This is a genomic window from Chelatococcus sp. GCM10030263 (genome assembly GCF_042666455.1).
Lineage (GTDB): Bacteria > Pseudomonadota > Alphaproteobacteria > Rhizobiales > Beijerinckiaceae > Chelatococcus.
Map to the genome: position 1 here is coordinate 165261 of NZ_JBHTDB010000003.1, position 25358 is coordinate 190618.

At 65.6% G+C, this 25358-nt stretch carries 22 protein-coding genes; 7 read left to right on the forward strand and 15 right to left on the reverse strand.

The genetic code is table 11. The features are described 5' to 3' along the window. Positions 1 to 10 precede the first annotated feature (10 nt). Positions 11 to 1381, reverse strand: a complete 1371-nt coding sequence (locus tag ACFQU1_RS05455) for an MBOAT family O-acyltransferase (protein WP_378130113.1) — start codon at positions 1379 to 1381, stop codon at positions 11 to 13. 386 nt (positions 1382 to 1767) lie between these two features. Between ACFQU1_RS05455 and ACFQU1_RS05460 the strand changes: the two genes are divergently transcribed. After that, positions 1768 to 2643 (forward strand): SMP-30/gluconolactonase/LRE family protein, encoded by an 876-nt coding sequence (locus tag ACFQU1_RS05460; RefSeq protein ID WP_378130115.1) that lies wholly within the window; start codon positions 1768 to 1770, stop codon positions 2641 to 2643. Between the two features lie 109 nt (positions 2644 to 2752). Here the strand turns inward: ACFQU1_RS05460 and ACFQU1_RS05465 are convergent, their stop codons facing one another. The 6 genes from ACFQU1_RS05465 to ACFQU1_RS05490 form a co-directional block, all read right to left on the reverse strand. Then, on the reverse strand, positions 2753 to 3760 hold the full coding sequence (locus ACFQU1_RS05465; protein ID WP_378131577.1) for an aldo/keto reductase: 1008 nt from the start codon (positions 3758 to 3760) through the stop codon (positions 2753 to 2755). A gap of 127 nt (positions 3761 to 3887) precedes the next feature. Further along, positions 3888 to 4247, reverse strand: a complete 360-nt coding sequence (locus tag ACFQU1_RS05470; RefSeq protein ID WP_378130117.1) for a hypothetical protein — start codon at positions 4245 to 4247, stop codon at positions 3888 to 3890. A gap of 4 nt (positions 4248 to 4251) precedes the next feature. Continuing rightward, positions 4252 to 4623: a hypothetical protein gene (locus ACFQU1_RS05475; protein WP_378130119.1), complete on the reverse strand. Its 372-nt coding sequence runs from the start codon at positions 4621 to 4623 to the stop codon at positions 4252 to 4254. 120 nt (positions 4624 to 4743) lie between these two features. Further along, entirely contained in the window at positions 4744 to 5784 is a 1041-nt protein-coding gene (locus ACFQU1_RS05480; protein WP_378130121.1) for a YcjF family protein, read from the reverse strand. Between the two features lie 10 nt (positions 5785 to 5794). After that, on the reverse strand, positions 5795 to 7243 hold the full coding sequence (locus ACFQU1_RS05485; RefSeq protein ID WP_378130123.1) for a YcjX family protein: 1449 nt from the start codon (positions 7241 to 7243) through the stop codon (positions 5795 to 5797). A gap of 27 nt (positions 7244 to 7270) precedes the next feature. Then, entirely contained in the window at positions 7271 to 7780 is a 510-nt protein-coding gene (locus ACFQU1_RS05490) for a SixA phosphatase family protein (protein WP_378130125.1), read from the reverse strand. Between the two features lie 206 nt (positions 7781 to 7986). Between ACFQU1_RS05490 and ACFQU1_RS05495 the strand changes: the two genes are divergently transcribed. Both ACFQU1_RS05495 and ACFQU1_RS05500 read left to right on the forward strand, forming a co-directional pair. Then, complete coding sequence (locus tag ACFQU1_RS05495; protein ID WP_378130127.1) at positions 7987 to 9288, forward strand: cystathionine gamma-synthase family protein; 1302 nt, start codon at positions 7987 to 7989, stop codon at positions 9286 to 9288. Positions 9289 to 9492: 204 nt separating this feature from the next. After that, positions 9493 to 9858: a hypothetical protein gene (locus ACFQU1_RS05500; RefSeq protein WP_378130129.1), complete on the forward strand. Its 366-nt coding sequence runs from the start codon at positions 9493 to 9495 to the stop codon at positions 9856 to 9858. A 200-nt stretch (positions 9859 to 10058) separates the two neighbouring features. Here ACFQU1_RS05500 and ACFQU1_RS05505 read toward each other — a convergent pair whose 3' ends face one another. After that, complete coding sequence (locus tag ACFQU1_RS05505) at positions 10059 to 10970, reverse strand: sulfite oxidase heme-binding subunit YedZ (protein ID WP_378130131.1); 912 nt, start codon at positions 10968 to 10970, stop codon at positions 10059 to 10061. A gap of 348 nt (positions 10971 to 11318) precedes the next feature. Between ACFQU1_RS05505 and ACFQU1_RS05510 the strand changes: the two genes are divergently transcribed. After that, positions 11319 to 11858 (forward strand): Spy/CpxP family protein refolding chaperone, encoded by a 540-nt coding sequence (locus ACFQU1_RS05510; protein WP_378130133.1) that lies wholly within the window; start codon positions 11319 to 11321, stop codon positions 11856 to 11858. Between the two features lie 104 nt (positions 11859 to 11962). On the opposite strand, the gene ACFQU1_RS05515 is transcribed toward ACFQU1_RS05510, so the two are convergent. The 3 genes from ACFQU1_RS05515 to ACFQU1_RS05525 form a co-directional block, all read right to left on the reverse strand. Beyond that, positions 11963 to 12388, reverse strand: a complete 426-nt coding sequence (locus ACFQU1_RS05515; protein ID WP_378130135.1) for a universal stress protein — start codon at positions 12386 to 12388, stop codon at positions 11963 to 11965. Positions 12389 to 12573: 185 nt separating this feature from the next. Further along, positions 12574 to 12894: a 2Fe-2S iron-sulfur cluster-binding protein gene (locus ACFQU1_RS05520; protein ID WP_378130137.1), complete on the reverse strand. Its 321-nt coding sequence runs from the start codon at positions 12892 to 12894 to the stop codon at positions 12574 to 12576. A 7-nt stretch (positions 12895 to 12901) separates the two neighbouring features. Continuing rightward, positions 12902 to 13279, reverse strand: coding sequence for an Hpt domain-containing protein (locus tag ACFQU1_RS05525; RefSeq protein WP_378130139.1), 378 nt, complete (start codon positions 13277 to 13279; stop codon positions 12902 to 12904). A gap of 317 nt (positions 13280 to 13596) precedes the next feature. Between ACFQU1_RS05525 and ACFQU1_RS05530 the strand changes: the two genes are divergently transcribed. Beyond that, positions 13597 to 19401 carry a hypothetical protein gene (locus ACFQU1_RS05530; protein ID WP_378130141.1) on the forward strand — a complete coding sequence of 1935 codons (5805 nt, stop codon included), beginning with the start codon at positions 13597 to 13599 and terminating at the stop codon, positions 19399 to 19401. 93 nt (positions 19402 to 19494) lie between these two features. Here ACFQU1_RS05530 and ACFQU1_RS05535 read toward each other — a convergent pair whose 3' ends face one another. Genes ACFQU1_RS05535 through ACFQU1_RS05550 form a run of 4 tightly spaced genes read right to left on the reverse strand, consistent with a single transcriptional unit; the run spans position 19495 to position 23193 of the window. Beyond that, the gene (locus ACFQU1_RS05535; RefSeq protein WP_378130143.1) at positions 19495 to 20082 is read right to left on the reverse strand and encodes an ABC-type transport auxiliary lipoprotein family protein; all 588 of its coding nucleotides are present in this window, start codon (positions 20080 to 20082) and stop codon (positions 19495 to 19497) included. Between the two features lie 47 nt (positions 20083 to 20129). Further along, positions 20130 to 21242 carry an MlaD family protein gene (locus ACFQU1_RS05540; RefSeq protein ID WP_378130145.1) on the reverse strand — a complete coding sequence of 371 codons (1113 nt, stop codon included), beginning with the start codon at positions 21240 to 21242 and terminating at the stop codon, positions 20130 to 20132. 13 nt (positions 21243 to 21255) lie between these two features. Beyond that, the gene (locus ACFQU1_RS05545) at positions 21256 to 22050 is read right to left on the reverse strand and encodes an ABC transporter ATP-binding protein (RefSeq protein WP_378130147.1); all 795 of its coding nucleotides are present in this window, start codon (positions 22048 to 22050) and stop codon (positions 21256 to 21258) included. 9 nt (positions 22051 to 22059) lie between these two features. Then, the gene (locus tag ACFQU1_RS05550) at positions 22060 to 23193 is read right to left on the reverse strand and encodes an ABC transporter permease (protein ID WP_378130149.1); all 1134 of its coding nucleotides are present in this window, start codon (positions 23191 to 23193) and stop codon (positions 22060 to 22062) included. Positions 23194 to 23389: 196 nt separating this feature from the next. On the opposite strand from ACFQU1_RS05550, the gene dgcA reads away from it, so the two are divergent. Then, positions 23390 to 24370, forward strand: coding sequence for an N-acetyl-D-Glu racemase DgcA (gene dgcA, locus ACFQU1_RS05555; RefSeq protein ID WP_378130151.1), 981 nt, complete (start codon positions 23390 to 23392; stop codon positions 24368 to 24370). 104 nt (positions 24371 to 24474) lie between these two features. Next, positions 24475 to 25353 carry a hypothetical protein gene (locus ACFQU1_RS05560; protein ID WP_378130153.1) on the forward strand — a complete coding sequence of 293 codons (879 nt, stop codon included), beginning with the start codon at positions 24475 to 24477 and terminating at the stop codon, positions 25351 to 25353. Positions 25354 to 25358: the final 5 nt, after the last annotated feature.

Genomic DNA, 25358 nt, shown 5'->3' on the forward strand with positions numbered 1-25358 from the left:
CCCACCCTGCTCAGAAGTTGAAGTAGATGAACTCATAGGTTTCATCGTCGCCAATCTTGAGAAGCAGGACCACGAAAAGGACTGCCAAGGCGGCCGCGAGCAAGGGATGAGGCGGCGGCTTGTGCACCAGGGTCCAGGCGGTTGGCCCGATCATCGCAAAAACCGCCGCCCAGACGATCGCCCGCCAGCGTATACCGGAACCAAGCGGCGTGAACCCGACGAGCCCCTGATAGATGTTCAAAGCACCCTGGAAGCTGTGGGCGCGAAACAGCACCCAGGCGAAGGTGACGAAGAGGAAGGTGAGCAACCAGCCGAGCACGGCGGGCATGGGCCAGCCGGCGCGCCGCCACATAAGGCCGACGCAAAGGCCGATGCCATGGGCAATGCCCCAGACCACGAAGGTGAGCCCCGCCCCGTGCCAGAGCCCGGCCAAGGCCATGGTCGCAAACAGCGCGAGAAGCTGCACCTTGAGGCCGTGCCGATTACCGCCGAGGGGAATATAGAGATAATCGCGCAGGAAACGTGACAGCGTCATGTGCCACCGGCGCCAGAAATCCTGCAGCGACACCGCGCGATAGGGCCTGTCGAAGTTCTGCGGCAGAACGATGCCGAAGAGGAGCGCGATGCCGAGCGCCATATCGGTATAGCCGGAGAAATCGAAATAGATCTGGAAGGTGAAGGAGAGCGTGGCCTGCCAGGCCTGCGCTACCGTCACCACCCCGCTCTCGGCCGCCGCGAAGATCGCATCGGCATTGGCAGCGAGCTGATCGCCGAGCAGTATTTTCTTTGCCAGCCCGACGACGAGCAACATGAGCCCGCGCGAGAAGCGTTCGGCCGCGTCGCTGCGCTGATAAGGGCGCTCGTCGAACTGGTGCATGATCTCGCTCCAGCGCACCAGGGGGCCGGCGAGAACCTGCGGAAAGAAGGCGATGTAGAGACCGTAGCGGACGACGTCGAAGGTCTTCGTTTTACCCGCCTTCAGATCGGTCAGATACATGATGTGGTGAAAGGTGAAGAACGAGATGCCGAGCGGCAGGGCGAGCGAGAGCTCGGGCACCGACACGCCGGGCAGGAGATTGGCAAGGCCTGCGAAGAAATCCTCGTATTTGAAGAGGGCGAGAACCGCGAGATTGAGGGTGATCGCCAGGACGATGAGCGCCGACCGCCCGCTTGCCGCAAAAAGCCGGGCGACAGCCCAGTTGACGGCGATCGACAGAACCATGAGCGGCAGGAAACGCCAGTCCCAGTAGCTGTAGAAAGCGAGCGACAGGGCAAGCAGCAGCGGCAGCCGCCAATCCGGACGAAAGCGTTCCACGAGCGCGTGGAGAGCAAGCGCGGCGGGCAGGAAGACCACCAGGAACGCGAGAGAATTGAAAAGCATCTGTCGGCTGCGGCCCCACCCCGGAGCATGCTCTGCTACGATCGAAGCGGGTCCAATAGGCCCCACCACAACCGGCGCGAGCAAAATCCCAGACATATATCTTGGGAGCTCACTTTATCGTCTAACCCTTGTAGCTGCTCTTTCAAAAGAATTCGGCCGTCAACAGAAATCAATTCCGACACACGCATTTTGCGCACCGATCCACAACCAGCGGCCGGCATTTCCTTCGCGCGGCAAAATCTCTAACGTGAGCACTACTGGTCGGCATCGGAGCCGGCCGGTCGTCGATCATCACCCAGGCAGAGCTTCGAAGTCCAACAAGCGATCGGAAAAGCCGACCGCGCGGCAAGATGGATCGAGGATCGCAACGGAGGAAAAAACCAATCATGGCCGAGATCAGCTGTGTCGCCCGCATGTCCCAGCGTGTCGGCGAATCCGCCGTCTGGGACGAAGAGCACGGACACCTGCTCTGGTGCGACATCATGGAGCCGGCGATCTATGAGCTCGATCTCGCGAGCGGCGAACGCCGGCGCTGGGGCTTCGAGGAGCCGGTCGGCAGCTTCGGCTTGACGCGCAGCGGCCGGCTCGTGGTGGCGCTCGGCCGTTCCGTTCAGCTCTTCGACCGGCAGAGCGGCCGATTGGAGATGCTGGCCGCCGACGTCGAGACGCATCCGCTCGTCGCCCGGCTGAACGACGGCAAGGTGGGCACGGATGGCGCCTTCTGGGTCGGCAGCATGACGAAGCCCAATACGCAGGCGTCAGCTTCGCTTTACCGCGTCACGGCGGACGGCCGTGCCGAACGCAAGGTCGAGGGACTGGGCACCGCGAACGGCCTCGCCTGGTCGCCGGACGGGCGCATCATGTACCATACGGACTCCCGCGGCCCGTGGATCGATTGCTGGACCTTCGATCCGGCAACGGGCGCGATCTCCGAACGCCGGCGCTTCCGCACCTTGAGCGAAGAGGAGGGCCGCCCCGATGGCGGCGCGACCGACAGCGCCGGCAATTACTGGAGCTGCGGCATCTCGGCCGGCTGCCTGAACTGCTTTGCGCCGAACAGCGGCCTTCTCGCCCGCATTCCCGTCCCGGTGCTCAGGCCGACGATGCCGTGCTTCGGCGGGCGGGACCTGAAGACCCTGTTTTTCACAAGCCTGACAGAGGGGCTGAGCGCCGATGACCTTGCGCGCTCTCCCCTCTCGGGCAGTGTGTTCAGCATGCCGGTCGACATTCCCGGCACACCGGTCGGCCGTTTCGCCGACTAGAGCAAGTCCGGCTGTTGCGGACTTGCTCCGCTCAAAGATAGACGAGCAAATTCACCGCCTTGGATGGCATCAGATGATTCCATCCAAGGCGGATTTGCTCTAGCGGGAGTCACGACCGTACCGGCCTGCCCTCGACCGGATAGGCCGGGTCCATGAACTGGTGCACGGCGGTCGTGCCCGCCGGCACGAGCCGCTCGACGACGGCCTCGTCCTCCGACGACCAGTCTATATCGATGGCAGCCAGATAGCTCAGCCACTGTTCCATCGTTCGCGGCCCGGCGATGGCGCCGGTAACGAGCGGATTGGCGAGCACCCAGGCGGTTGCGAAAGCGGCGGGCTCCAGCCCGCGAGCGCGAGCATGGGCTGCGATCTCCGCCGCGGCCGCCACCGCAGCCGGCCGATATTCCGTCTCCATCATGCGCTTGTTGGCGAAGGCGGCGCGGCTGCCCTCCGGCGGCGGCGCATCCGGCTGGTACTTGCCGGTGAGCACGCCGCGTGCCGTCGGGCTGTAGACGACCACGCCGATGCCGAGCTCGGCACAAGCCGGCAGCACCTCGACCTCCACGGAGCGATTGAGCGCGTGATAGAGTGGCTGATCGACCACCGGCCGGTCGATGCCCTCGGCGTCGCAGATCGCGGCAATGCGAGCGATCCGCCAGGCCTTGAAATTGGAGATCCCGAAATAGCGGATGGCGCCGGCGCGCTGCAGGTCGGCAAGCGCCCTCACCGTCTCTTCGAGCGGGGTGAGCCGATCTTCCTTGTGCAGGTAGAGGATGTCGATGAAGTCCGTGCCAAGCCGTTTAAGGCTCGCCTGGACCTCCTGGTGAATCCACTTGCGCGACAGGCCGCGCTCGTTCGGGCCAGGGCCATTGGGGTTGGCGAGCTTGGTCGCCAGCACCCAGCGATGCCGGTCAGCAGCGATGGCGCGGCCGGTTATTTCTTCCGAGGCGCCGTCCGTGTAGGTATCGGCGGTATCGATGAAATTGACGCCGGCATCGGCGGCGGCCGCAACGATGGAGCGTGCCTCCGCTTCCTCCGTTCGTCCGCCGAAGGTCATCGTCCCCAGCACGAGCCGGGATACGGTGAGACCGCTGCGGCCGAGCCGCTTCATGGGCATTGCCGACTTGGTCATGGGAAGCCTCTCATGCTCGCGTCTCGTCGGCAGCAACCATGCTACGCCAGCCCGGCAATCTCAAGAATACTCACCGCACAGCGGGAATGCGCGTATGGAGCGGCTCAATCACTCAGCCGACCCGATAGCTGTAGGGAATAGCGGATCGGTCCCACACGACCGCCTCTTCCTCGCCCGCCTGACCGATGCAGATCACCGGGTCTTGCGAGGGACCGAGGCGGGATTCGACGATCGCAACCGAATAATCCCCGATGAAGGCTTCGCTGAGAATTCCCGCGGTCGGCGCCGCCTCCCTCTGAACTTCCCTGCGCAACGCGGCCGGCGTGAACGCGTCCAGGAGCCTGGAACGATCGGCCGGCGGCAGCCTCGAGAGGTCGACCAGCAGGAGGTCCGTCGCCGGTATCAAGTCGGAGGAACCGAGCTCAACACCGCCCGAAACGCGGAACGCATTGTCTTTCGAGAGCAGCCGCATCGGCTCAGACCACCTGATAGCCGTAATAGGCGCCTGTATGCCCGAAGACGACCTCTTCGTCCTCGCCTTGATCGGCTTGGCCGATGCAGATGATCGGCCCGACCGCATGGTCGCCGCGCAGCACGACGGCGGCGCTGGCATCGGTGTATTGATAGATGAAGACGTCGTTGATCCGGCCGGCGGTCGGCGATGCTTCCCTGGCGAGCTGGTCGCGTATGGATTCGGAGCTGAACTCGTCGAGGAAGAAGGCCTGAAGCCCAGGTGACATCCCCTGGTCCGCCAGCCAGTTCTTCATGATCAAGCTGTCTTCGTGCGCTTCTTCCGCGCTTACGCCTCCCACGACGCGCCTCAAGCTGCTGGATGGTAGCGTGATCATTCGGCAGTCCTCATCGGTGCGGGCGAACTCGATCGGAGTTCTCATCGGGAACGCTATCGACCATAAGGATCTCTATCCGCCAAGCGCAGCCGACGCTTTCAAAACCGCAATGACTGCACGCTATGCGAGTGGCTCGCCGGCCCGATCGAAGAGGCCTGCGGCGACGTCCTGCAGGCGCGGCTCCTCGGCGGCAACGAAAGGCATCGGCCGGCAGACCGCGATGGCCGCGAGCCCGACGCGGGCCGTGAGCAGGCCGTTCAGGACCCCCTCCCCGAGCCTCGCCGAAACGCGGGCGGCAAGCCCGAGGCCCATGACCTGCTGGATCAGCCCGTCGCCCACCGCCATTCCGCCGGTGACGGCGAGATGCGACAGCACGTTGCCGGAAAGGCGCAGGAACCCGAAGAAGCCCGGCCGCCCGCCGTAGATGAAGGCGATGCGCCGCACGAGCCGCATACAGGCATAGAGCACGAAGCCGACATCGACGATGGCCCGCGGGCTGACCGCGGTGACGAGCGACACCTGCTTGGCGGCATTGGCCACGATCCGCCGGGCTTGGCGATCGAGCGGCACGAGAAGTTCACGTTCGGCGACCGCCAGCCGGTCGCTGGCGTCGACAATCTCCTCGGTCATGCCGGCGAGCAGCGTGCGGGCGCGCGCCGTCTCCGGCCGCCCCGCATAGAGCGCGCTCAAGGCGGCGACCACATCCAGCGCGGCGCGATCGTCCTTGGCGAGCATCGCCTTCTCGCTGCGCGCCCGCAGCGCCTCGATGCGCCGCTCGCGCAGGATGCCGGCCGTTTCCCGCAGGATAATGGCGAGGAAGGCGAGCACGGCGAGCAGCGCAAGCGCCGCCGCGAACCAGCCGAGCGCCGGATAGGCAGCGAAAAGATCGCGGATCAGCCGGTCGAGGCCGAGGCCGAGACCGAGCAGGGCGAGCCCGCCGAGCGCCGAGACGAGCCATGCGCCCCACGGCGTGCGGCGGCGCAGCCGTGATCCGGCCGCGACCTCCGGCTCGTCGAAGGGCGCGTCCTCCTCCTCGACGACGATGCGGGCGTCGCGTACCGCGCTGCTCTCCTCGCCGGGCTTTAGGGCGGCGACGGCGGGATCGTCGAGGCGGAAAGCGCGTGGGGATCGGCGTCGCATCTCTGAATTGTCGCCCTGCATGGTCATGTCCTCACGTCAGCCGGTCGCCGAGCAGGAATTCGAGCGCCCGATCGAGACGGATATGCGGCAGCGGTGAAAGCCGGCCGCCGTGGTCCATGGCACGGCGCGGCGGGCGGAAGCGCGGGAAGCGCAGGGCACCGGGAGCGACGCCGCCGGAGAAGACCAGCTCCGGCGCGTCAGGCAATTCGCCGGGAAAGATGGCCGCTTCCGTCTCGCCGTCGAAGATCTGGCCGTCGACCTCTTCGCCCGCGGCCGGCATGCCGACGATCGCGGCGAGCTGCTCGCCGCTCTCGCGAATAGTCGCCTCGCGCGTCGCGCGGATCGCGGCCATGGCAACGGTGCCGACCATGGCGCCCGCCCCTTGGGTGCGCCGGATGGCCCGCTCGACAAGGAGCTTCAGGATCGCTTCGAGCCGTTGGTGGTCGGCACGGTGCAGATGGTCCGCCTTGGTCGCGGCGAAGAGCACCTTGTCGATCCGCGGTGAAAAGAGGCTCGACAGGATGGTGTTGCGGCCGGCGCGGAAAGCGATCAGCACCTGATCGAGCGCCTTTTCCAGTTCCGCCAGCGCCGCAGGCCCCGCATCGAGCGAGGCGAGCACGTCGACGAGCACGATCTGCCGGTCGAGCCGGGCGAAATGCTCGCGGAAGAAGGGGCGGACCACCTGCGCCTTATAGGCCTCGTAGCGGCGCTCCATCTGCCCGGCGAGGCTGCGCGGCGGGCTCGTGAAGCCGGGGGGCAGATCGAGCGGCGCAAAGGTCAGTGCCGGCGATCCCGCGAGATCGCCCGGCATCAGAAAACGCCCCGGGGGCGTGGTCGCAACCGCCTCCGGACCCGCCCGCAATGCGGAGAGATAGCCGGTAAAGGCGGTGGCCAGTTCGGCAATGGCGCTTTCCGGGGCAACGGCTGCCGGATCGAGCGCCTTGAGCGCCGCGTGCCAGGGCGCTGCGATCTCCGCCCGCTCCGGGCGGCGGCTGGCAGTGACCGTCTCGCGCGACCACTCGGCGAAGCTCTTGTCGAGCAGCGCGAGATCGAGCAGCCATTCACCGGGATAGTCGACGATGTCGAGGGCGAGCGTCGCCGGCCCCTTGATCCAGCCGGATGCTCGCTCGTAATCGATGCTGACGCGCAGTTCCGCGATGCGCCTGGTCGATTCCGGCCAGCGCCGCTCCGGCTCGGCCAAGGCCGCCATATGCTCCTCGAAGGGGAAGCGCGGCACCGTATCGTCGGGCTGGTCGTCGAGCCGCGCCTTGCGAATGCGCCCTTCCGCGGAGGCCCGGAACACCGGCATGGCAACGGCTGACAGGAGATGGTGCACAAGGGCCGTCGTAAAGACGGTCTTGCCCGAGCGCGAGAGCCCGGTGACGCCGAGCCTGAGCCGCGGCGACACGGTCGCCGCTGCGAAATGGCCCAGATTCTTGAAGGCGTCGACGGTATCGCCGAAGAGGGATGTTGCGCTCACGTCTCAGAGATAGGGGATGACACAGCTTCAGTCATCCTCTCCGCCAAGGCTTTTCGGCGTGACGAAACGCTCGAGCCGCCCCTTGAAGGGCGCGATATCGGCCCAATCGCTGTCGATCCGGATGACCGACAGGGCGGCTGTCGGGAATTTGCGCTGTACCGCCGCAAGGGACCGGCGATCGCCCGCGCCGGCGAGCAGGAGCGTGAGCTCCGCCATTCCGGGATTGTGCCCGACGACGAGCACCGTATCCACCGCCGCCTCGATCTCCGTCAGCATGGCCATCAGGCCCTCTACGCGCCCCTGATAAATCCGAGGCTCGCTCGTTACCGCGACCTCATGCCCAAGGGCGTCGGCCACGAGTTCCCAGGTCTCGCGCGTCCGCCTGGCGGGCGACACGAGCGCGAGATCGGGAAGGAGTCCTTCGGCCGCCATGTAGCGCGCCATCAGCGGCGCGGCGGCGCGGCCGCGCGGCGCGAGTGGGCGTTCATGGTCGGCCAGGCCTTCCGGCCAGTCGGATTTGGCATGGCGAAGGAGCATCAGACGGCGCATTGAGCAAAGGTAGGACGGAACACCGACGGGCGCAAAGGGGCGCGACCGAATGTTGGTCATCCGGCCACGGCATTTTACCGATGGTGTGTCCCCAATGCCGGCCTTGCGATGCGGGTGCCTGCGAGGCGCCCTACATCAGAGGAGCGGCCACCCTGAAGGGCGGGCTCGGCAGGAACAGCGGAAAGGAGCAGGCCATGAGCGCCTCCGACTATCACAAGGACCGTCTCGGCAATCAGAAGCTTCATCCGGAAACGCTGATGCTCGGCTACGGCTATGACCCGACCCTGTCGGAAGGCGCCGTGAAGCCGCCGGTTTTCCTCACCTCGACCTTCGTCTTCCGCTCGGCCGAGGACGGCCGTGACTTCTTCGACTACACCGCCGGGCGCCGCTCGCCGCCGGAAGGGACCGAGGCCGGCCTCGTCTACTCCCGCTTCAATCATCCCAACAGCGAGATCGTCGAGGATCGCCTGGCGGTCTTCGAGGGCGCCGAGATCGGTGCCATATTTTCCAGCGGCATGGCGGCAATCGCCACCACATTCCTCGCCACCATGCGGCCGGGCGACGTGCTCCTGCACTCCCAGCCGCTCTACGGCGGAACCGAAACACTGATTGCGCGCACGCTGGCCGCCTTCGGCGTCAATGCCGTCGGCTTCATCGACGGCGTCGACGAGGCGGCGGTGATGGCTGCCGCCGAGACTGCAGTGGACAAGGCAGCCGCGAAGGGTGGGCGCGTCAGCGTGATCTTTCTGGAGACGCCGTCGAACCCGCTCATCACCCTCGTCGACTTCGCCCTCATCACCCGTGCGGCGGACGAGATTGCGGCCCGTCAGGGCACGCGGCCGCTCATCGTCTGCGACAACACCCTGCTCGGCCCGCTGTTTCAGAAGCCGCTGCAGCACGGCGCCGATCTCGTGGTCTACTCGCTGACCAAATATATCGGCGGCCATTCCGATCTTGTGGCCGGCGCGGTGCTCGGCAGCCGCGAAAAAGCCGGACCGATCAAGCTTCTGCGCGGCGCGATCGGCAATCAGCTCGATCCCCATTCGGCCTGGATGATCGGCCGCTCGCTGGAAACGGTGTCGTTGCGCATGAAGGCCGCCTGCCACAACGCCGAGGCCGTGACCGCCTTTCTCGTCGCCCATCCCTTCATCGAGCATGTCTACTATCCGGCCTTCCTGCCCGAAGGCAGCCCGGCGCGGGCGGTCTATGATCGCCAGTGCACGGCGGCCGGCACGACCTTCGCGTTCGATATCGCCGGCGGAGAGGCCGAGGCCTTCCGCTTCCTCAATGCACTGCGCATCATCAAGCTCGCGGTCAGTCTCGGCGGCACGGAGTCCCTCGTCTGCCACCCGGCGACCACCGTCCATTCCGGCGTGCCGAAGGAAACGCGCGAGCGCATCGGCATCAGCGATGCCACGATTCGCATGTCGATCGGCATCGAGCACCCGGATGATCTCATCGCCGACTTGACCCAGGCACTCGCTACACTCGGCTGATTTATGGTTAATCGCCTATCGTGCGCTATGTCGAAGTAAACTTGGCTTTTCTGCTGCGCGGATCGGAAAACTGCGTAAGATGCCGCCCCGTCGGCCGAGATTACGGTCGATGGGCAGGCCACGTCGACCTCTCGTCGCCGCGTGCATCGCCCCCGAGGCAACGAACGAGAGAGGTATGTCGTGAAACGAGGATCGATCGCGGCTATGGTCGGAGTGTTGGCCACCACGAGCTTGGCTCTCGGGGGCTGTATGACCGTCGGGCAGAAGGAAGACATGCTCGCGGCGGCAGGCTTCAAGGTAAAACTGGCGGATACGCCGCAGAAGATCGCGTCGCTGAAGGCCTTCCCGCCACACAAGTTCTTCGCGCAGAACCAGAACAACCAGGTCGTCTATTTCTATGCCGACCCGACGGTGTGCCGCTGCCTCTATTACGGCCCCCAGTCGGCCTACCAGAGTTACCGGCAGATGGCCTTCCAGCAGAATCTGGTGAACGAGCAGCAGATGACGGCGGAAATCAATCAGCAGACCGCCTTCGACTTCGGCCCTTGGGGCGGCCCCTTCTGGTATTGAGCCCCACCCGCTCTTTGCGACACCGCATTCCTGTGATGGCCGGGCTCGTCCCGGCCATTGCGTTGATGGCCTGCCGTTCTCGATCAGCCAAGGAGCGCTAGAGCAAGTCCGTCTGTTGCGGACTTGCTCCGCTTAAAATTAGACGAGCAAATTCACCGGCTTGGATGGAAGCAGGTGATTCCATCCAAGCCGGATTTGCTCTAGCCCGCCTCCATGGCGACGCGCCCGGTGCGGCCGCTCGGCAGGCTCGTCTTGCGCAGCCGCAAGGCGGCAACGGCGGCGAGCCCCAAGCCGGCTGCGCAGACCCACCATGCCGGACGGATGGCGACATCGAAGTCGAGGTTGGCGGCGAGCACGAGGCGCCAGGGCGCGCCGGTCGTTGTCGCATACCAGCCGGTCTCGATCAGTGCCGTGGCGAGCCCGCCCACCAAAGCCATCCCGACCATCGGCAAAGGCTTCAACGGAATGCCGAGGCGGTGCATGAGCCGATAGCCGAAGGCGAGCACGAACATCCCCGCCATCAGCACCGCCTCGGTAACGTCGATCTTCGACTGCAGAAAGAAATGCACCAGCATCAGCGGTGTGATGGCGTAGATCAGCCTGTGCAGCGGCTGCCAGCGGCGGCCGAGGCGCTTGACCATCGCATCCGTCGAGGTCGCCGCGAGCACCGCAAGCCCCAGGAGCGCGACGAAGCCGATGGTGAGATAGATGCGCAGCGCGATCTCGCTTGCGACCCGGCCGAGGTCGAACTGCTGGTCGAGGCAATAGAGGGAGAAGTGCAGCGCGATATAGGTGAAGGCTGCAACGCCCAGCATGCGCCGGATCAAGATCAGTTGCGGCCAATTGCCGATGCGCCTCAGCGGCGTGACGGCGAGCGAAGCGAGAATGAGGCGCACGGTCCAGAGGCCCGTCTGGTGGATGGCCTCCGTCACCGGCTTTGGCTGATACCACCCCATCCACCACGAGAAGGCAATCCAGAGGCCGGGGACGAGCACCAGGAGGAAGGTGAGGAGCTTCAGCCAGGACAGGCGTCCCGCCCGGTCGAGCCACGGCAGCTTGAGGCGAGGCGGCCGCGTGCGCGACGGTCGAGGTGAGCGGGTGCGTTGATCCACAGTGCGATCCATCGAATTCATGCGGCAGGAGATTGGGGATAGACATGTGCCAAAAGCAAGGCCGAGATTGCGATGATCGTGCACATCCGCGTGAGCACTGATGGCGCGCCGATCGCAAAGGGAAAGTCGAAATTCTTTTCGAGGCCCTGGACATCCACGAGCATGCTAATAATGGGCGGAAATCACCCCAAACGGATCAACAATATTCTTATCGGTTAACCGATATACTTATTCCTTTAGTGTGTGCGGCATTTTCAAGGCGGCGCCTTACTGAAATTTAATTTGAACGAGACGGCGGCGGATTGCATCCTGCGCTTCCCTTGATGGAGGAATGTCATGAGAAGAACTTTGATTGCAGCGCTCGCCACGATGGCCGCCGCTGGCCCCGCGGTGATCACGACGGCCTATGCGCAGCAGGCTCAGTCGACGCCGCCCGCCACCACTGAACAGGCCGCCCCCGCGCCCGGCAAGCAGGAGCATCGCCAGCGCCCCCGGATGAGCATGGAAGACCGTGCCGCGCTGGTTGACGCCCGGATCGCCGGACTGAAGGCCGGCCTGAAACTCACGGCCGACCAGGAGAAGCAGTGGCCGGCGCTCGAGACCGCGCTGCGCGACCTCGCCAAAGAGCGCGCCGACCGCATGGCCAAGATGCGTGAAACGCGCCGCAGCGGCGATCGTCCCGGCGCGATCGAGCGGCTGCGGATGCGCGCCAATATGATGGACCGGCGCGCCGCCGACCTCAAAAAGATCGCCGATGCGGCCGAGCCCCTCTACAACAGCCTCGACGCATCCCAGAAGCGCCGCTTCACCATGCTCTCGCGCAACGCCTTCGGCGGTGGGGCGATGATGCGGCGCATGGCACGCGAGCACGGCCCCAACCGCGGCTGACGCGCGGCCTCTTCGATCGACGACCTTCGCCCGGATCCCCAAGGTCCGGGCGATCGCTTTTTTGAGGCGGCCCCCACGCCCCCGTCGCCTGCAGGCGATGCCCGCTAGCTGCGCAACACGAGCACCGAGCAGGTGGCATGCCGCACGATGGTGGCGGCATTCGAGCCGAGAAGATAGGTGGACATCGCCGGCTGATGCGATCCGACGATGATCAGGTCGGCCTTCATCTCTGCGGCCTCCTGCAGCACCTCGTTATAGATGGAGCCGAGTCGCACCACGTGGCTCACCTTGATTTCCGGCGCCACCACGTTGCGGGCGAGTTCTGCGAGCCTGGTCTCGGCGCTTTCCTGCTGCTCGGTCTCGAAATCCGGCGGCACGAACTCCATGAATGTCACCGGCAGGATGGCGCGCACATAGACGAGCCGCACGGCACCCGCGGTCGCGCTCGCGAAGGCGACCGCCTTGTCGATCGACTGACGCGAGAACTCCGCATCGGCAAGATCGATGGGAACGAGGATATTCTTGAACATCGCTGATCTTTCCATTGCTGCCGACCGACGCCGCGCGCCGAGCCCCATGCACCATCGGAATCGATCTCTATCAGAAGATTCGCGTGAACTCCCCCACGCTCGATTCTGGCCGGGCAAAGCCGCCGGTCAGAAGAGGCCGTCGCAAAGCGACCGCAGGAAAGGATATAGCGGCCGAGAGCCCCCGCCTATCCCTGCCGCGCGGGGGTATGCACCACCAACCCATCGAGCTCTGGACGCACCTCGATCTGGCAGGACAGTCGCGAATTGGCCCGCACGTCGGAGGCGAAATCGAGCATGTCCTCCTCCATCGGCTGGGTCGGGCCGACGATCTCCCGCCACTCCTCCTCCACATAGACGTGGCAGGTCGCGCAGGCGCATCCCCCCCCGCATTCCGCGTCGATGCCCGGCACGCCGTTTTGCATCGCCGCCTCCATGACGGTGGAACCGGCCTTGGCCTCGACCGTCCGCTCGGTACCGCTGAAATCCACAAAGGTGATGCGTGGCATGGCTTCCTCACGCCACCGGGCGGCTCAGGATCTGCTGCATGATCTCGTCCGCGGCGGCAAGTGCCGCGTCGAGTTCCTCGAAACGGAGGTTCATCGCTACCGCATCCGCATCGAAGGCGACCTCGATCGCCTGGACAATGGCCGCCACCCGCCAGGCACCGATCGCCCGGGCCGAACCTTTGAGCGTGTGAGCGGCGTCCCGCCGCGTTCTGGCGTCGCCCTCGCCGACGATGACCTCATATTGTCGGCGTGCCTGATCCCGAAACAGCACGAGGACCTCATGCGCGAGCGCTCGGTCTCCGCCGGTCTGGCGATCGAGATAGGCTTCATCGAGATCCACCGTCGCACGCGCATAACTCTCGTCCTCGAATCGTGCATCCGTCATCAGCCGCTCCAAGGCCAAGCCATCCATTCCCGGGCTGCACCATGCAATCCCCGGCGATGATCATCAACACCGTTCACGGTCGCACCGCTGGACGACAGCGGCGCAGATAGCCGCTCTGGAATATGGTGAAAAAGCCGTTAACGAAACTCGCAATTGGCTCTTGCCTCGGGTTTCATTTGCGGCTCCGGGAGTTTAAGCTCGTTTGGTAAATAGCGGTATGAGCTGAAGGTCTGCCGATAGCGGCGGCAACGATCAGCTGGATTGGGGGAGAGGCACCCCGGTCGACCGCGCCGAATGGGGCAATGCGAGGCGGCGACATGGCCAAAGAAAACAAACGCGTTGATCCGACCGAAGAGGCGCTGTCGGCGCTCGAGCAGGCATTGACGCTCAACGTGAACGATATGGCCGCAGCCAGCGGCAAGACGACGGAAGAGGATCGACGGCTGCCGGACGTGAAGGACAAGCCACTCTTTACCGAAACGCCCGGACCAGCCGCGTCCGAGCGGCCCCCGGAACCCGCGCGTCCGGAGCCGGCCCGCATCGACCCGCCACGCGCCGCCGCGGTGATTGCCCCCGATCCCTCGCGTGTCGCCAATGACGACCGCCAGGCCGTCGGTACCCTCTTGCAGACCTTGCAGCAGAGGCCCTCGCGCGAGCCGCTGTGGTTTGCGCTGCTCGCATCGGTCTGCTGGGTCATCGCCATGGGGGCCTTCCTCTATGCGCGTTTCCGCATCGGCGCGGAAGGCTTGGACGGTCTTATGGCCGCGCTTTCGCCCACTGACTGGGCGTTGACCGGCGTGACGCTCGCCGGGCCCGTCCTTTTGTTCTTCGTGCTGGCCGTCCTCAGCATGCGCACGCAGGAGATGCGTCAGGTCGCCCGCGCCATGACCAGCGTCGCCGTGCGTCTGGCACAACCGGAAACGCTCGCCTCGGAATCCGTCGTCAGTCTGTCGCAAGCGGTGCGCCGTGAGGTGGCGGCCATCGGCGACGGCGTCGAGCGCACGCTGGCGCGCGCCGGCGAGCTCGAAACCCTCGTGCGCAGCGAGATCGCCACCCTCGAGCGCGCCTACCAGGGCAACGAGATCCGTATCCGCACGCTGATCGACGAGCTCGTTGCGCAGCGTGAGGCGATCATCTCGAACGCCGACCGGGTCCGCGGCTCGATAACCGGCGCCCACGAGAACCTCACCCAGGAACTCGAGATCGCCGGGCGAAACATCGTCGAGGCCGTCACGACGGCTGGCACGCGTGCAGCGGAGTCGCTCGGCACGAAAGGCGACCAGATCGCCCAGACCCTCGATCAGATCAGCGATCGGATGCTCGGCGAAATCCAGAACCGCGGCACCGATCTCATCGAGCGTCTGACGACGACGACGGAGAGCGTCAACGTTCGGCTCGCCACGGCGAGCAACGAGGTCACAGCCCTGCTCGACAACAAGGCGCGTGAGATCTCGACCGCGATCGAGCGCACCGGCCAAGCCCTCAACCAGGGTCTGCAGGACGGGTCCGGGGAAGTAACGCGCAAGATCGCCGCCACCGGGGCCGAGATCGCCGAGGCGATCGCCCAGCGAGCCCTCGAGGTCAACGACACCCTGAAAACGACCGGCGAAGCGCTCGGCCATGCCATCGGCGACCGCGGCGCCGAGGTAAGCCGACGGATCGAGGAGGTCGGCGCCGGCGTTGCCGCGACCATCGCCGCCCGCGGCAACGAGGTCCGCGACACCATCTCCGTGGCCGGCCAGGACGTCGCCAGCACCATTGTGCTGCGCGGGACGGAGGTGACCGACCGCATCGAAGAAGTTGGACGCGGCGTCACCGGCGCTATTGTCGACCGCGGGGGCGAGCTGGCGGATCGGCTCTCCGCAACCGGCGATCGCATTCACCAGACCATCACCGTCAATGGGCTGAACCTCGAGACCTCTCTCTCCGAGACGGGCAACCGCGTCGCCAATCTGATCACCGAGCGGGCGAGCGACGTTCGGTCTGAATTCGAGACGAGCGCCAAGGGCCTCGCCGAGGATTTCACGACCCGCACGACGGAACTGCGCAACGCGATCACCAGCCAGACGGCCGAGGCGCAGTCGCTGCTCGCCAATACCGGTAAGGAGATCGTTGTCGCGGTGGCAACCCAGGGCTCGCGCGTCAACGACACCTTGGCGCGCAATGCCGAAGCCCTCGCCAAGACCATTCACGAGCGCGGCCACGAACTCGACCAGACGCTCTCGGAGCGCCTGACCGTATTCGAAGCGAGCATCGTCAACGGCGGTGGGCAGCTTGCGTCGGCTTTGGACGGCCGGCTGGCCGCCTTCCAGACGAGCCTCCACGGCGGCAGCACCCAGCTCGCAACTCTCCTGGAAGAGCATCTGGCCGCCTTCTCGGACAATATCCAGTCACGCAGCACCGAGCTGACGACGACACTGGAAGGTCGCCTCGCTGCCTTCAATACCGACATCGAAGCCGGCAGCAGCCATCTGGCGACGGCTCTGGACGAGCGGCTCGCGGCCATCAGCCAGACCGTCAATACCGCGACCGGTGAGCTCACCACGACGCTCGAGGGGCATCTCGCCGCCTTCAACGGCAGTGTCGCCGAGGGCGGCGCCCTGCTCGCCACCACGCTGGACGAGCGGCTCTCCCGCTTCACGAGCGGAGTCCAGGCCGGCGCCAATCAGCTCGCAACGACCCTCGAAGGGCGCCTTGCAGCCTTCGACGACACCATCCGCAACGGCGGCGGACATCTGGTCGGCGCGCTCGAAGAGCGCCTGTCGGCCTTCGAAACGACGGTCGACAGCGGCACGGAACGCCTGGCCGGCGCTCTCGACAGTCGTCTGTCGGGCTTCGAGAGCACCGTCGAGAACGGCACGGAACGCCTGACCAGCGCTCTCGACAGCCGCCTTTCAACCTTCGAGACGACCGTGGAGAGCGGCACGGGACGCTTGGCCAACGCGCTCGATAGCCGTCTGTCGGTCTTCGAAACGACCGTCGAGAACGGGACGGGGCGCCTGGCCAACGCGCTCGATAGCCGTCTATCGGTCTTCGAAACGACGGTCGACAGCGGCACGGAACGCCTGGCCAACGCGCTCGATAGCCGTCTGTCGGTCTTCGAAACGACCGTGGAGAATGGCACGGGACGCCTGGCCGACGCGCTCGATGGCCGCCTGTCGGTCTTCGAAACCACCGTGGAGAACGGGACGGGACGCCTGGCGACGACCCTCGAGGACCGCTTGTCAGCTTTCGAGGCGAGCGTCGAAAACGGCGGCGGCCAGCTCGTGTCGACCCTGGACAGCCGCCTGGCCGCCTTCAAGGAAGGCGTCGAAACGGGCGGCAAGCTGATCGAGACGACGCTGGGCGAACGCATCGCCGGCTTCCAAGACTTGGTCGAAACCAGGACCCGGTCGCTCGATTTCGCCCTCGCCTCACGTCTTGCCAGCTTCGAGGGGCTCGTCAACACGGGCGGGCAGGAACTGGTCGCCAATCTCGGCATGCGCATCGAGAACCTGCAGGAGGTCATGGAGCGGCACGGGCAGAAGCTCGACACCACGCTCACCAACCATCTCGGCACGCTGCAGGAAACGGTTGTCGTTCACGGCAATACCCTGGTCGATCGCATTGCGATCGACACCGGGCGGTTCACCGAACTGGTGCAGAGCCAGCTCTCGGCCGTTCAGGAGCTCTTTGACACGCATGGCCACGAGCTCGGCGATTCGCTGGTCGAACGCAGCCGCGCCGCCGCCGAACTGATGGCCCAGCAGATCGCTGCGATCGAGGAGCGTTCAGCCGCCAAGAGCGCGCAGATTGCACATAATCTCGACAATCTCATCACCGGCATCGACGACGGCCTCAGCGCCCGCGCCAATGCCCTGAACGAGGCCTTGATCCGGCACACCAGCGGCATCGCCCGTGTGCTCGCCGATGGCGGACGCGAGGTCACCAACGCTCTTGAAACAAAGGCCGACGAGATCAGCAACCTGGTCTCCGGCAAGAGCGAAGCCATCACCGAGATGCTCTCGAAAAAGGCCGAGGAGATCAACCAGACGCTCGGCGGCAAGGCCTTGGAAATCGCCTCGACCCTGGACCGGCGCGTCGCGCGCTTCGAAGAGCGCGTGGTCGACCGCCTCGACTCCGTCAGCACCACGCTGGACGAGCGCGGCCGACGCCTCAGCGAGGAACTCACCATGCGGGCCGAAGCGATCGACTCGACGCTGGGCAACCGCATCGGCGAACTCTCGACCCTCTTCGGCGATCGCGGCACAGGTCTCGTCACCACCCTCGGCGAACAGGGCGAAGCGATCGCACGCGAACTCGCTTCGGTGGGCGAGGCGGTGGTGCGAACGCTCGAAGCGCGCGGCATGGCGGTCGCGGATGCCGTCCGCGAGCGCAGCGACGAGGCGAGCCAGGTTTTCTCGGCATCGAGCGAGCACCTGCGCCGCGTCATCGACAACAGCACGTCCCAGTCCGTCGACGCGCTCGTTTCGACCAACGAGCGGTTGCAGAACGAGTTCTCCGGCGTCCTTTCGCGCCTGTCCGATGCCAATCAGCTTCTGCAGCAGCTCACGGCCGGCGCGGGCACCAACCTTACGGGCATCGAAGAGGGCCTTTCGAGTCGGATCCGCGAGCTCGAGTCCGTTCTCAACACGGTCACGCACGAGACCCAGCGCGCGACGAGCGAAGTGGCCAGCCAGGTGAACGCCCTGCGTCAGGTGTCCTCGGGCTCGGTGCAGGAGGCGAGCAAACTCGCCGAGCAGCTCGCTGTCCAAGGCCAGACCGTCTCCCGCTCCACCGACGAGCATGTGAAGGGCCTTGCGGAGGCCGCAGGCTTGCTGGAGCGCGTCGAGGCGCGCATCGGCGGCGCGCTCGCCGACCGCCGCGAGACCCTCGATGCCCTTCTCCAGGCCATTGCGTCGCGGACCGAGGACATCGAGCAGATCACGCGCTCCTTCAACGCTCTGCTCACCGATTCCCTCGATGGGGCGGAGAGGAAGGCACGCCAGGTGGGCACGGTGCTGTCCGAGAACGCCGCCGCTGCGACGAGCGCGATCGCGGAACAGTTCGACAAGATCCGCGAAACGACCGGCAGAGAGCGCGAACGCACCGCGGCTGCCTTGCGCCAGGCCTATGAACAAGTTGTCGGCGAAATGGGCCAGGGGCTCACGCAGGCCATCGAGCGCTTCCACGGCATCGCCAATGAGATGCGCTCGGTCACGAGCGAGGTCCAGCACGAGCTTGAGGCCACTCGCCACGAGCTGAAGCGCGGCATAGTGGAGCTGCCGCGCGAAACGCAGGAAAGCGCATCGGCCATGCGCCGGGTCGTCGCTGACCAGATCAAGGCGCTCAACGAGCTCACCGAAATTGTAGCGCGCTCCGGCCGGGCGCTGGATGTGGCCGAGGCCACCCCCGCGCCCGCGCCGACGCGGCCGGAGCCTGCTCCGACGCGCCGCAGTGCTCCCCCGAGCGAACCGCCGCCGCCGCCTCGTGCCGCCGAGCCACCGGCGCCTGCGCCGCGTGGCGGCAGTGCGGCAGCAGCCCCGCAGCCTGCCCCGACGCGCCCGGCGCCAGCCGCCACTTTCCCCGACGCACCGCCTCGGCCGCAGGGCCGCCGGGAAGAGCCGCCGGCGCCGCCACCACCCGCCCGGGAACGCGATACCGGCGGCGCACGTGGCTGGCTCTCGGATCTCCTGGTGCGCGCCTCGCGCGATGAGACCTCCACCACGGAACCGGAGGTCAAGGTTGCCGCTCCCGTGGCGGCAGCTCCTTCGGAGCGTGGCGAACGTTCACCGCGGCAGACCATCGAATTGCTCGATTCCATCTCGGTGGACATCGCGCGGATGATCGACCACGACGCGGCCCTGGAACTCTGGGATCGCTATAAGCGCGGCGAGCGTAACGTCTTCACGCGCCGGCTCTACACGCTGCAAGGGCAACAGACCTTCGAGGAAATCCGGCGCAAATACCGCCGCGATCCGGAATTCCGCGACACGGTCAGCCGTTATATCGAGGAGTTCGAGCGGCTGCTGGCCGAGGTCTCGCGCAAGGACCGCGATTCCGTGATGACCAAGACCTATCTCACCTCGGAGACCGGCAAGGTCTACACAATGCTGGCGCATGCCACCGGGCGCTTCGACTGAAGCACCGGCGACGACGCCGATCTATGAAAGAAGAAAGGGCCCGATCGTTGATCGGGCCCTCTTTCGTTGACGAAACCGCTGAGCCGTCGAAGCTCAGGCCCAACGCACGATCTGTGCGAGCACGTCGCCGAGCGCCTGGTCGAGGGCAACGGCCGCGGCTGGCCCGCTGATCTTCCCGATGGGAACCTGCGCCGAGAAAATGCGCGACGCGACCACCTGGCCCGTCGCCGCATTGATCAAGCGCGCAGCGATCTCCACGACCGCATCGTTGGTGGCACTTCTGACCTGGAAGTGCCGCAACTCCGTCGCGAGCTGAAAAGCGGCGATCGTCCCGTCTCCGGGGCGGCCGACCTGGCCGAGCCGTCCGGCATTCTCGAAGGCCTGGATGAGGCGCGTCTGCACCAGCGCCGGCAACCTGTCGCTCCATTGAGCGCCGGGCAGAGCCGACACGGCGCCTGCGGCATCGCGCACGACGATCTGCTGGCTGTTCAGCGTCTGCACCGCCACGGGTTCGGAAACCGCGAGCTGGCCCCGGCTTTTGGCGACGCGCCCGATGGTCGGCGCGGAGAGGTCGAAGGTGGGCGGCGCGGGCGACGAACAAGCGCCGAGGCCGACGAGCATGGCGGCGAGCGTAAACCCGCCGAAGGGACGTGCGAAGGACACGGAGCGCCGTTCAGACACGCAGTTTCTCCCGACCGGGCTGGGACAACCGAAATGAGATCGAATCATCACCGACCATTGTAGGCTGGCAGGTTTGGTTTTGCGCCGAAGATGAACTGCTGTGGATTACGTTGCACACTTTGCAGCGTGCGGTTGAGGTCGTTGAGCGTCTTGCGGGCATCCCCCGCAAGCGCTTCGTAATTGTTCAGGCCGGGTCCCGTGAACCGCTTGATCCCGGCGGTGATCTCGGCCGTCCGCGTGTCGAGGTTCTGCGCGAGAATGCGAATTGAACGCGCCGCCTCGCTGATTTCGGTGAAGGCGCCCTTGCCCTCTGGCGAGGATAGGAAGCCCTGGGCTGCCTTCAAAACGCCCTCGACCTGATCGGCCGCACGGTCGAGCTTCGCCGTGAGCGAAGCGGCCTCCTTTAGGATGGTCTCGACGTCGCCGCTGGAATTGCCGAGCGCGCCGGTGAAGCGATCGACATTCGCGACGATGCGCGACACCTTGTCCGGGTCGACCGCCTTCACGGCCGTATCGAGGTTCTTCGACAGGCTCGACAGGCTTTCCGCCGCCTGCCCTGCGCTCGATAGGAAGTGGTTGACGTTTTCGGAATTGTCGCCGAGCGCCTGTGAGAATTTTTCGATATTGCGCACGGTATTGGCGACCGGCTGCTGGGCATCGCCGACCACAGCATCGATCTTGTTCAGGATGTCGTCCGTACGGCGGGCGAGGCGCTGCGCGGTTTCCAGAAGGTCCTGGAAATCCGAGCGGTCGGCATAGATGGTCGGGAGCGGCTGGCCTCCGGTCGCCGTCAGCGGTGCGGCATTGGGATCGCCACCGGTGAGCTGGATCGAGGCAACGCCCGTCAGTCCCTGATATTCGAGCCGCGCCTTGGTGTCGACGTTGATGGGCACGGATTTGTCGACGTCGACGACGGCCACGACATGGCGCGGGTCTTCGGGCAAGAGGCTGATATTGCGCACCTCGCCGACCCGCAGGCCGTTGAACAGCACCAGCGAACCGTTGGAGAGCCCGGAGACCGATCCTGTGAACACGATGCGGTAGCCTTGCCGCCCACCGCCGCTGCCGGCAGCTGCAAACCAATAGATGAACAGAAAGGCCCCCGCGACAACAGCCAGCGTGAAGAGACCAATCAGGGCATAGTTTGCGCGGGTTTCCATGGTACTTCGTCGATCATCCCGTCACTGCGCGTGCTCTCTTACCGTGGAAGTAAGCCTTCAGCCACGGATGATCAGATGCCAGCATGGCATCGATGGGCCCCGCGGCGATGATGCGTCCCTCACCCAGCGCCGCAATCCTGTCGCATACGGAATGAAGGCTGTCGAGGTCATGCGTCACCATGAAGACGGTCAAGCCGAGCGTTTTCTGGAGTGTTGCGATCAGGTCGTCGAATTCTCCGGCACCGATCGGATCGAGCCCCGACGTCGGCTCGTCGAGAAAGACGATCTCGGGATCGAGCGCGAGCGCGCGTGCGAGCGCCGCCCGCTTGATCATGCCGCCGGAAAGATCCGAGGGGTATTTGTCTGCCGCGTCTGGGCTCAGCCCCACCATCTCGATCTTGAGCATGGCCAGTTCATCCCGCAGCCGATCGGACATCGTCAGATATTCGCGCATCGGCACCTGGATGTTCTGCTTCACGGTGAGCGATGAAAATAGCGCGCCGTGCTGAAACAGCACGCCCCAGCGCCGCTCGACGGCGCGCCGTGATTCCGGGCTGAGATCATCGAGATCCTCCCCGAAGACCTCGATCATTCCCTGGCGCTTTTGCACGAGGCCGAGAATAGTTCGCGTCAAAACAGACTTTCCGGTCCCGGAAGCGCCGACGAAGCCGAGAATCTCGCCTCGATAAACGTCGAGATCGAGATGTTTCATGATCGTCTTTTCGCCGAATCCTACCTCCAGATCGCGTACGCGGATCAGCACTTCGCGATTGGCCGGCGTTTCGACTTCGGAATTTTCGTCGTGCATGCCCCGTCCTCAGAAGCGGATCGCGGCAAAGAACATCGCGAACAGTCCGTCCACGACGATCACCATGAAGATCGACTTGACCACCGCGGCGGTGACTTGGCGTCCAAGCGACTCGGCCGAGCCCTCGACCGCAAGCCCCTCGAGCGAGGCGATTAGCCCGATGACCGCCGCCATGAAGGGCGCCTTGATCATGCCGACCAGGAAGGTATTGAGGTCGATAGCCGCCTGCAGCCGCGCAAGGAAGATCTCGGGTCCAACGCCACCATAGAGCCAGGCGACGATGCCGCCGCCGAGCAGCGCCGAGAGCGCCGAAATAAAGGTGAGAAGCGGCAGCCCGATGATCAGCGCCAGTACGCGTGGAATGATCAGCACTTCGATGGGATCGAGCCCCATCACGCGCAGGGCATCCACCTCCTCCCGCATCTTCATGGATCCGATCTCGGCCGTGAAGGCACTGCCCGAGCGGCCCGCGACCATGATCGAGGTCAAAAGCACCGCCAGCTCGCGCAAGATGAGGATACCCACGAGATCGACGACGAAGGTGACGGCACCGAAGCGTTGCAGCTGGAAGATGCCCTGTTGGGCGATGATGCAGCCGACGAGAAAGGAAATCAGCACGATGATGGGGACGCCGCGGAAGGCGACCTGCTCGAGCTGATGAATGACGGCCGGGATGCGAAAGCGCCGAGGACTACCGAGAACGCGGATGAAGCCGGCGACCGTCTCGCCGAGAAAGCTCACGCCGCGCACCATGTCCTTGCCCGCGCTGACGACGCCATGGCCGACTTCGACCAGCAGATCGATGCTGCGGGACGGCCGGCGGTGCTCCGGATCGACGCCGCGGCGATAGGCAATCTCGTTGAGAAGGATGCTCTGCTCCGGTCTGGCGCCGACGAAATCGGCCTTCAGCCCCTTCTCGCCAAGTTCCTGGCGCGTCCGGTCGAGCACCCAGGCGCCTAACGTATCGAGCCGCTCCACGCGTGAGATGTCGATGATGACGCGCCCTGCCCCATCGGCCGCTTCGAGCAGGCTTTTGGCCTCATCCTCGACGAGGGCCGCAAATGGCGCGGTCCAGGGCCCGGCGAGCGTCGCCCTGATCTCGTTGCCCACCTCCTCGGTGGCGGCATTCGGTCCAGCGTTCATGCGTCCAGCTTGCAATCGGCCATCCGCCCCGGCGGATGCCCTGCCTCAACCGATAGCGGTCACACCGGTCGATGTCGAGCCAAGCTTGCCGGAACTCAAGAACTGCCCCGTAAGCGGTGTTGCCACAACAATAAATTGAGATCTCGCCGGAAAGTTCGGATTATAATGAAGGCTCCGTCACCGCCCCGGGCTTGCCATGCAGCGCCGCCTCGCCATTGCCGTCGAAACTTACCCCATTGCCGGGCGATTCGTCATTGCACGGGGGGCACGCACCGAAGCCGTCGTCGTGACGGTCACGATCACCACCAGCAGGGCGAGCGGCCGTGGCGAATGCGTGCCTTACGCCCGCTATGGGGAAACGGTCGATAGTGTCGTCGCCGCGATCGAGGCGCTGCGGAACGCCATCGAGGCTGGCGCCGACCGGGAGCGGCTCACCCATCTGATGCCCGCCGGTGCTGCGCGCAACGCGCTCGACTGCGCTCTTTGGGATCTGGATGCCAAGGAAAACGGCGTCCCGGCCCATATCCTTGCCGGCGTCGACCGGCTGCCCGCGGTCACAACGGCCTATACCATCAGTCTCGATGCGCCCGATGCCATGGCAGCCGCGGCGGCGGCGAGCGGGCGTCCCATTCTGAAGATCAAGCTCGGCGGAGCGGACGACCAGGCGCGGATCGCCGCCGTGCGCGCCGCTGTGCCTGACGCAACCCTCATCGTCGACGCCAATGAGGGCTGGAGCGCCGGCAATCTCGCCGAAAATCTCGCCGCCTGCGAAGAAGCGGGCGTGGCGCTGATCGAGCAACCACTCCCTGCCGGGGACGATCATCTCCTGGCCGCGCGCTGGCGGGACGTGCCGATCTGCGCGGACGAGAGCATCCACACGCGCGCCGATCTCGACGGGCTCGCCGAGCTCTACGACGTTATCAACATCAAGCTCGACAAAACGGGCGGATTGACCGAAGCGCTCGCCCTCGCCGATCAGGCGGAAGAGCTCGGGCTCGGCATCATGGTGGGCTGCATGGTCGGCACCTCGCTCGCCATGGCCCCCGCCCTCATGCTCGCGCCGCGCGCCCGCTTCGTCGATCTCGACGGCCCGCTCCTTCTCGCGCGCGATCGCGACGGCGGCCTGATCTACGAAGGCAGCATCGTCCAGCCGCCGGTGCCCGCGCTCTGGGGGTAAACGGGCTTTCTCTGGCGCCGTCCGCGCAGCGTAAAAGAATCCTTTACACCCGCCCGCTAGGATTGCACGCGATCGAAGCCCACGCGCCAGGAAGACGGAGATCCATGCCGACGTCGAACGCTAATCTCCTGCAGGCGTCCGAGACCTTCGAGGCCATTGCGGCGGCGATCTCCGAGACAGCCCGCGGGCGCTGGTTTCTCGCCGAATATGTCCGCCGCCAGCGCAATTCCGAACTCCAGGCCCTGATCGATGCGCTCGGCCGGCTGCAAGGCACGAACGGCAGCGGCCAGGCACCCGCCGCCGATCTCGACCGTCTGCGCTTTCGCCTCGTCCAGATGCAGCGTCTGATCGAGCGCGCCAAGATCGAGATCGCGCTTGCCCCGGGCAGCCGCCCGCTATTCGACCAGCCAGCCAATGAAAATGCGCTCGATTCGCTGATCCACGAACAGGAGAAGACCACGGCCGCGGTGATCGACGCGGCGGAATTCATCCAGGAGATGGTCTGGAGCGAGCGTGGCGAGGCGGCCGGAAAGGCTGTGAGCGAGCGGCTCGCCAGCCTCTATGCCTCAGCTGCGAGCAGCATGGCCTTGACCGAACGCTTCCGCCTCGTGGCTCGTCTCATCGACCAATTGCAGCAGCGCCTCGCCAAGACGGTCGAGGCCTGCGACGCGCCGGGCCACGCCACAGTGCCGCCGGAGGCATCCGAGGCCGAGGCCAATCTGCCGCTCGCGGTTCGCCTCGTAGTGAACAACGGCGGCCTTTCCGCCCAAACCCAAGCTCAAGCCCCCATTGAAGTCCAAGCTCAGGCTCCGTCGGTCGAGGCCACACGCCCTCCCGAGAGCCGAGCGGAAATGCCAGCCGGCACGCGCACGGCATCGAGCCCCGTCACTGCGGAGCCGGACAAGCCGAAACTGTCGGCCAACGATGTTCTGGCGAGGCTCAGCGCCTTGACCACCGCCGAGAAGCTGCGCCGTTTCACCTGACCGCG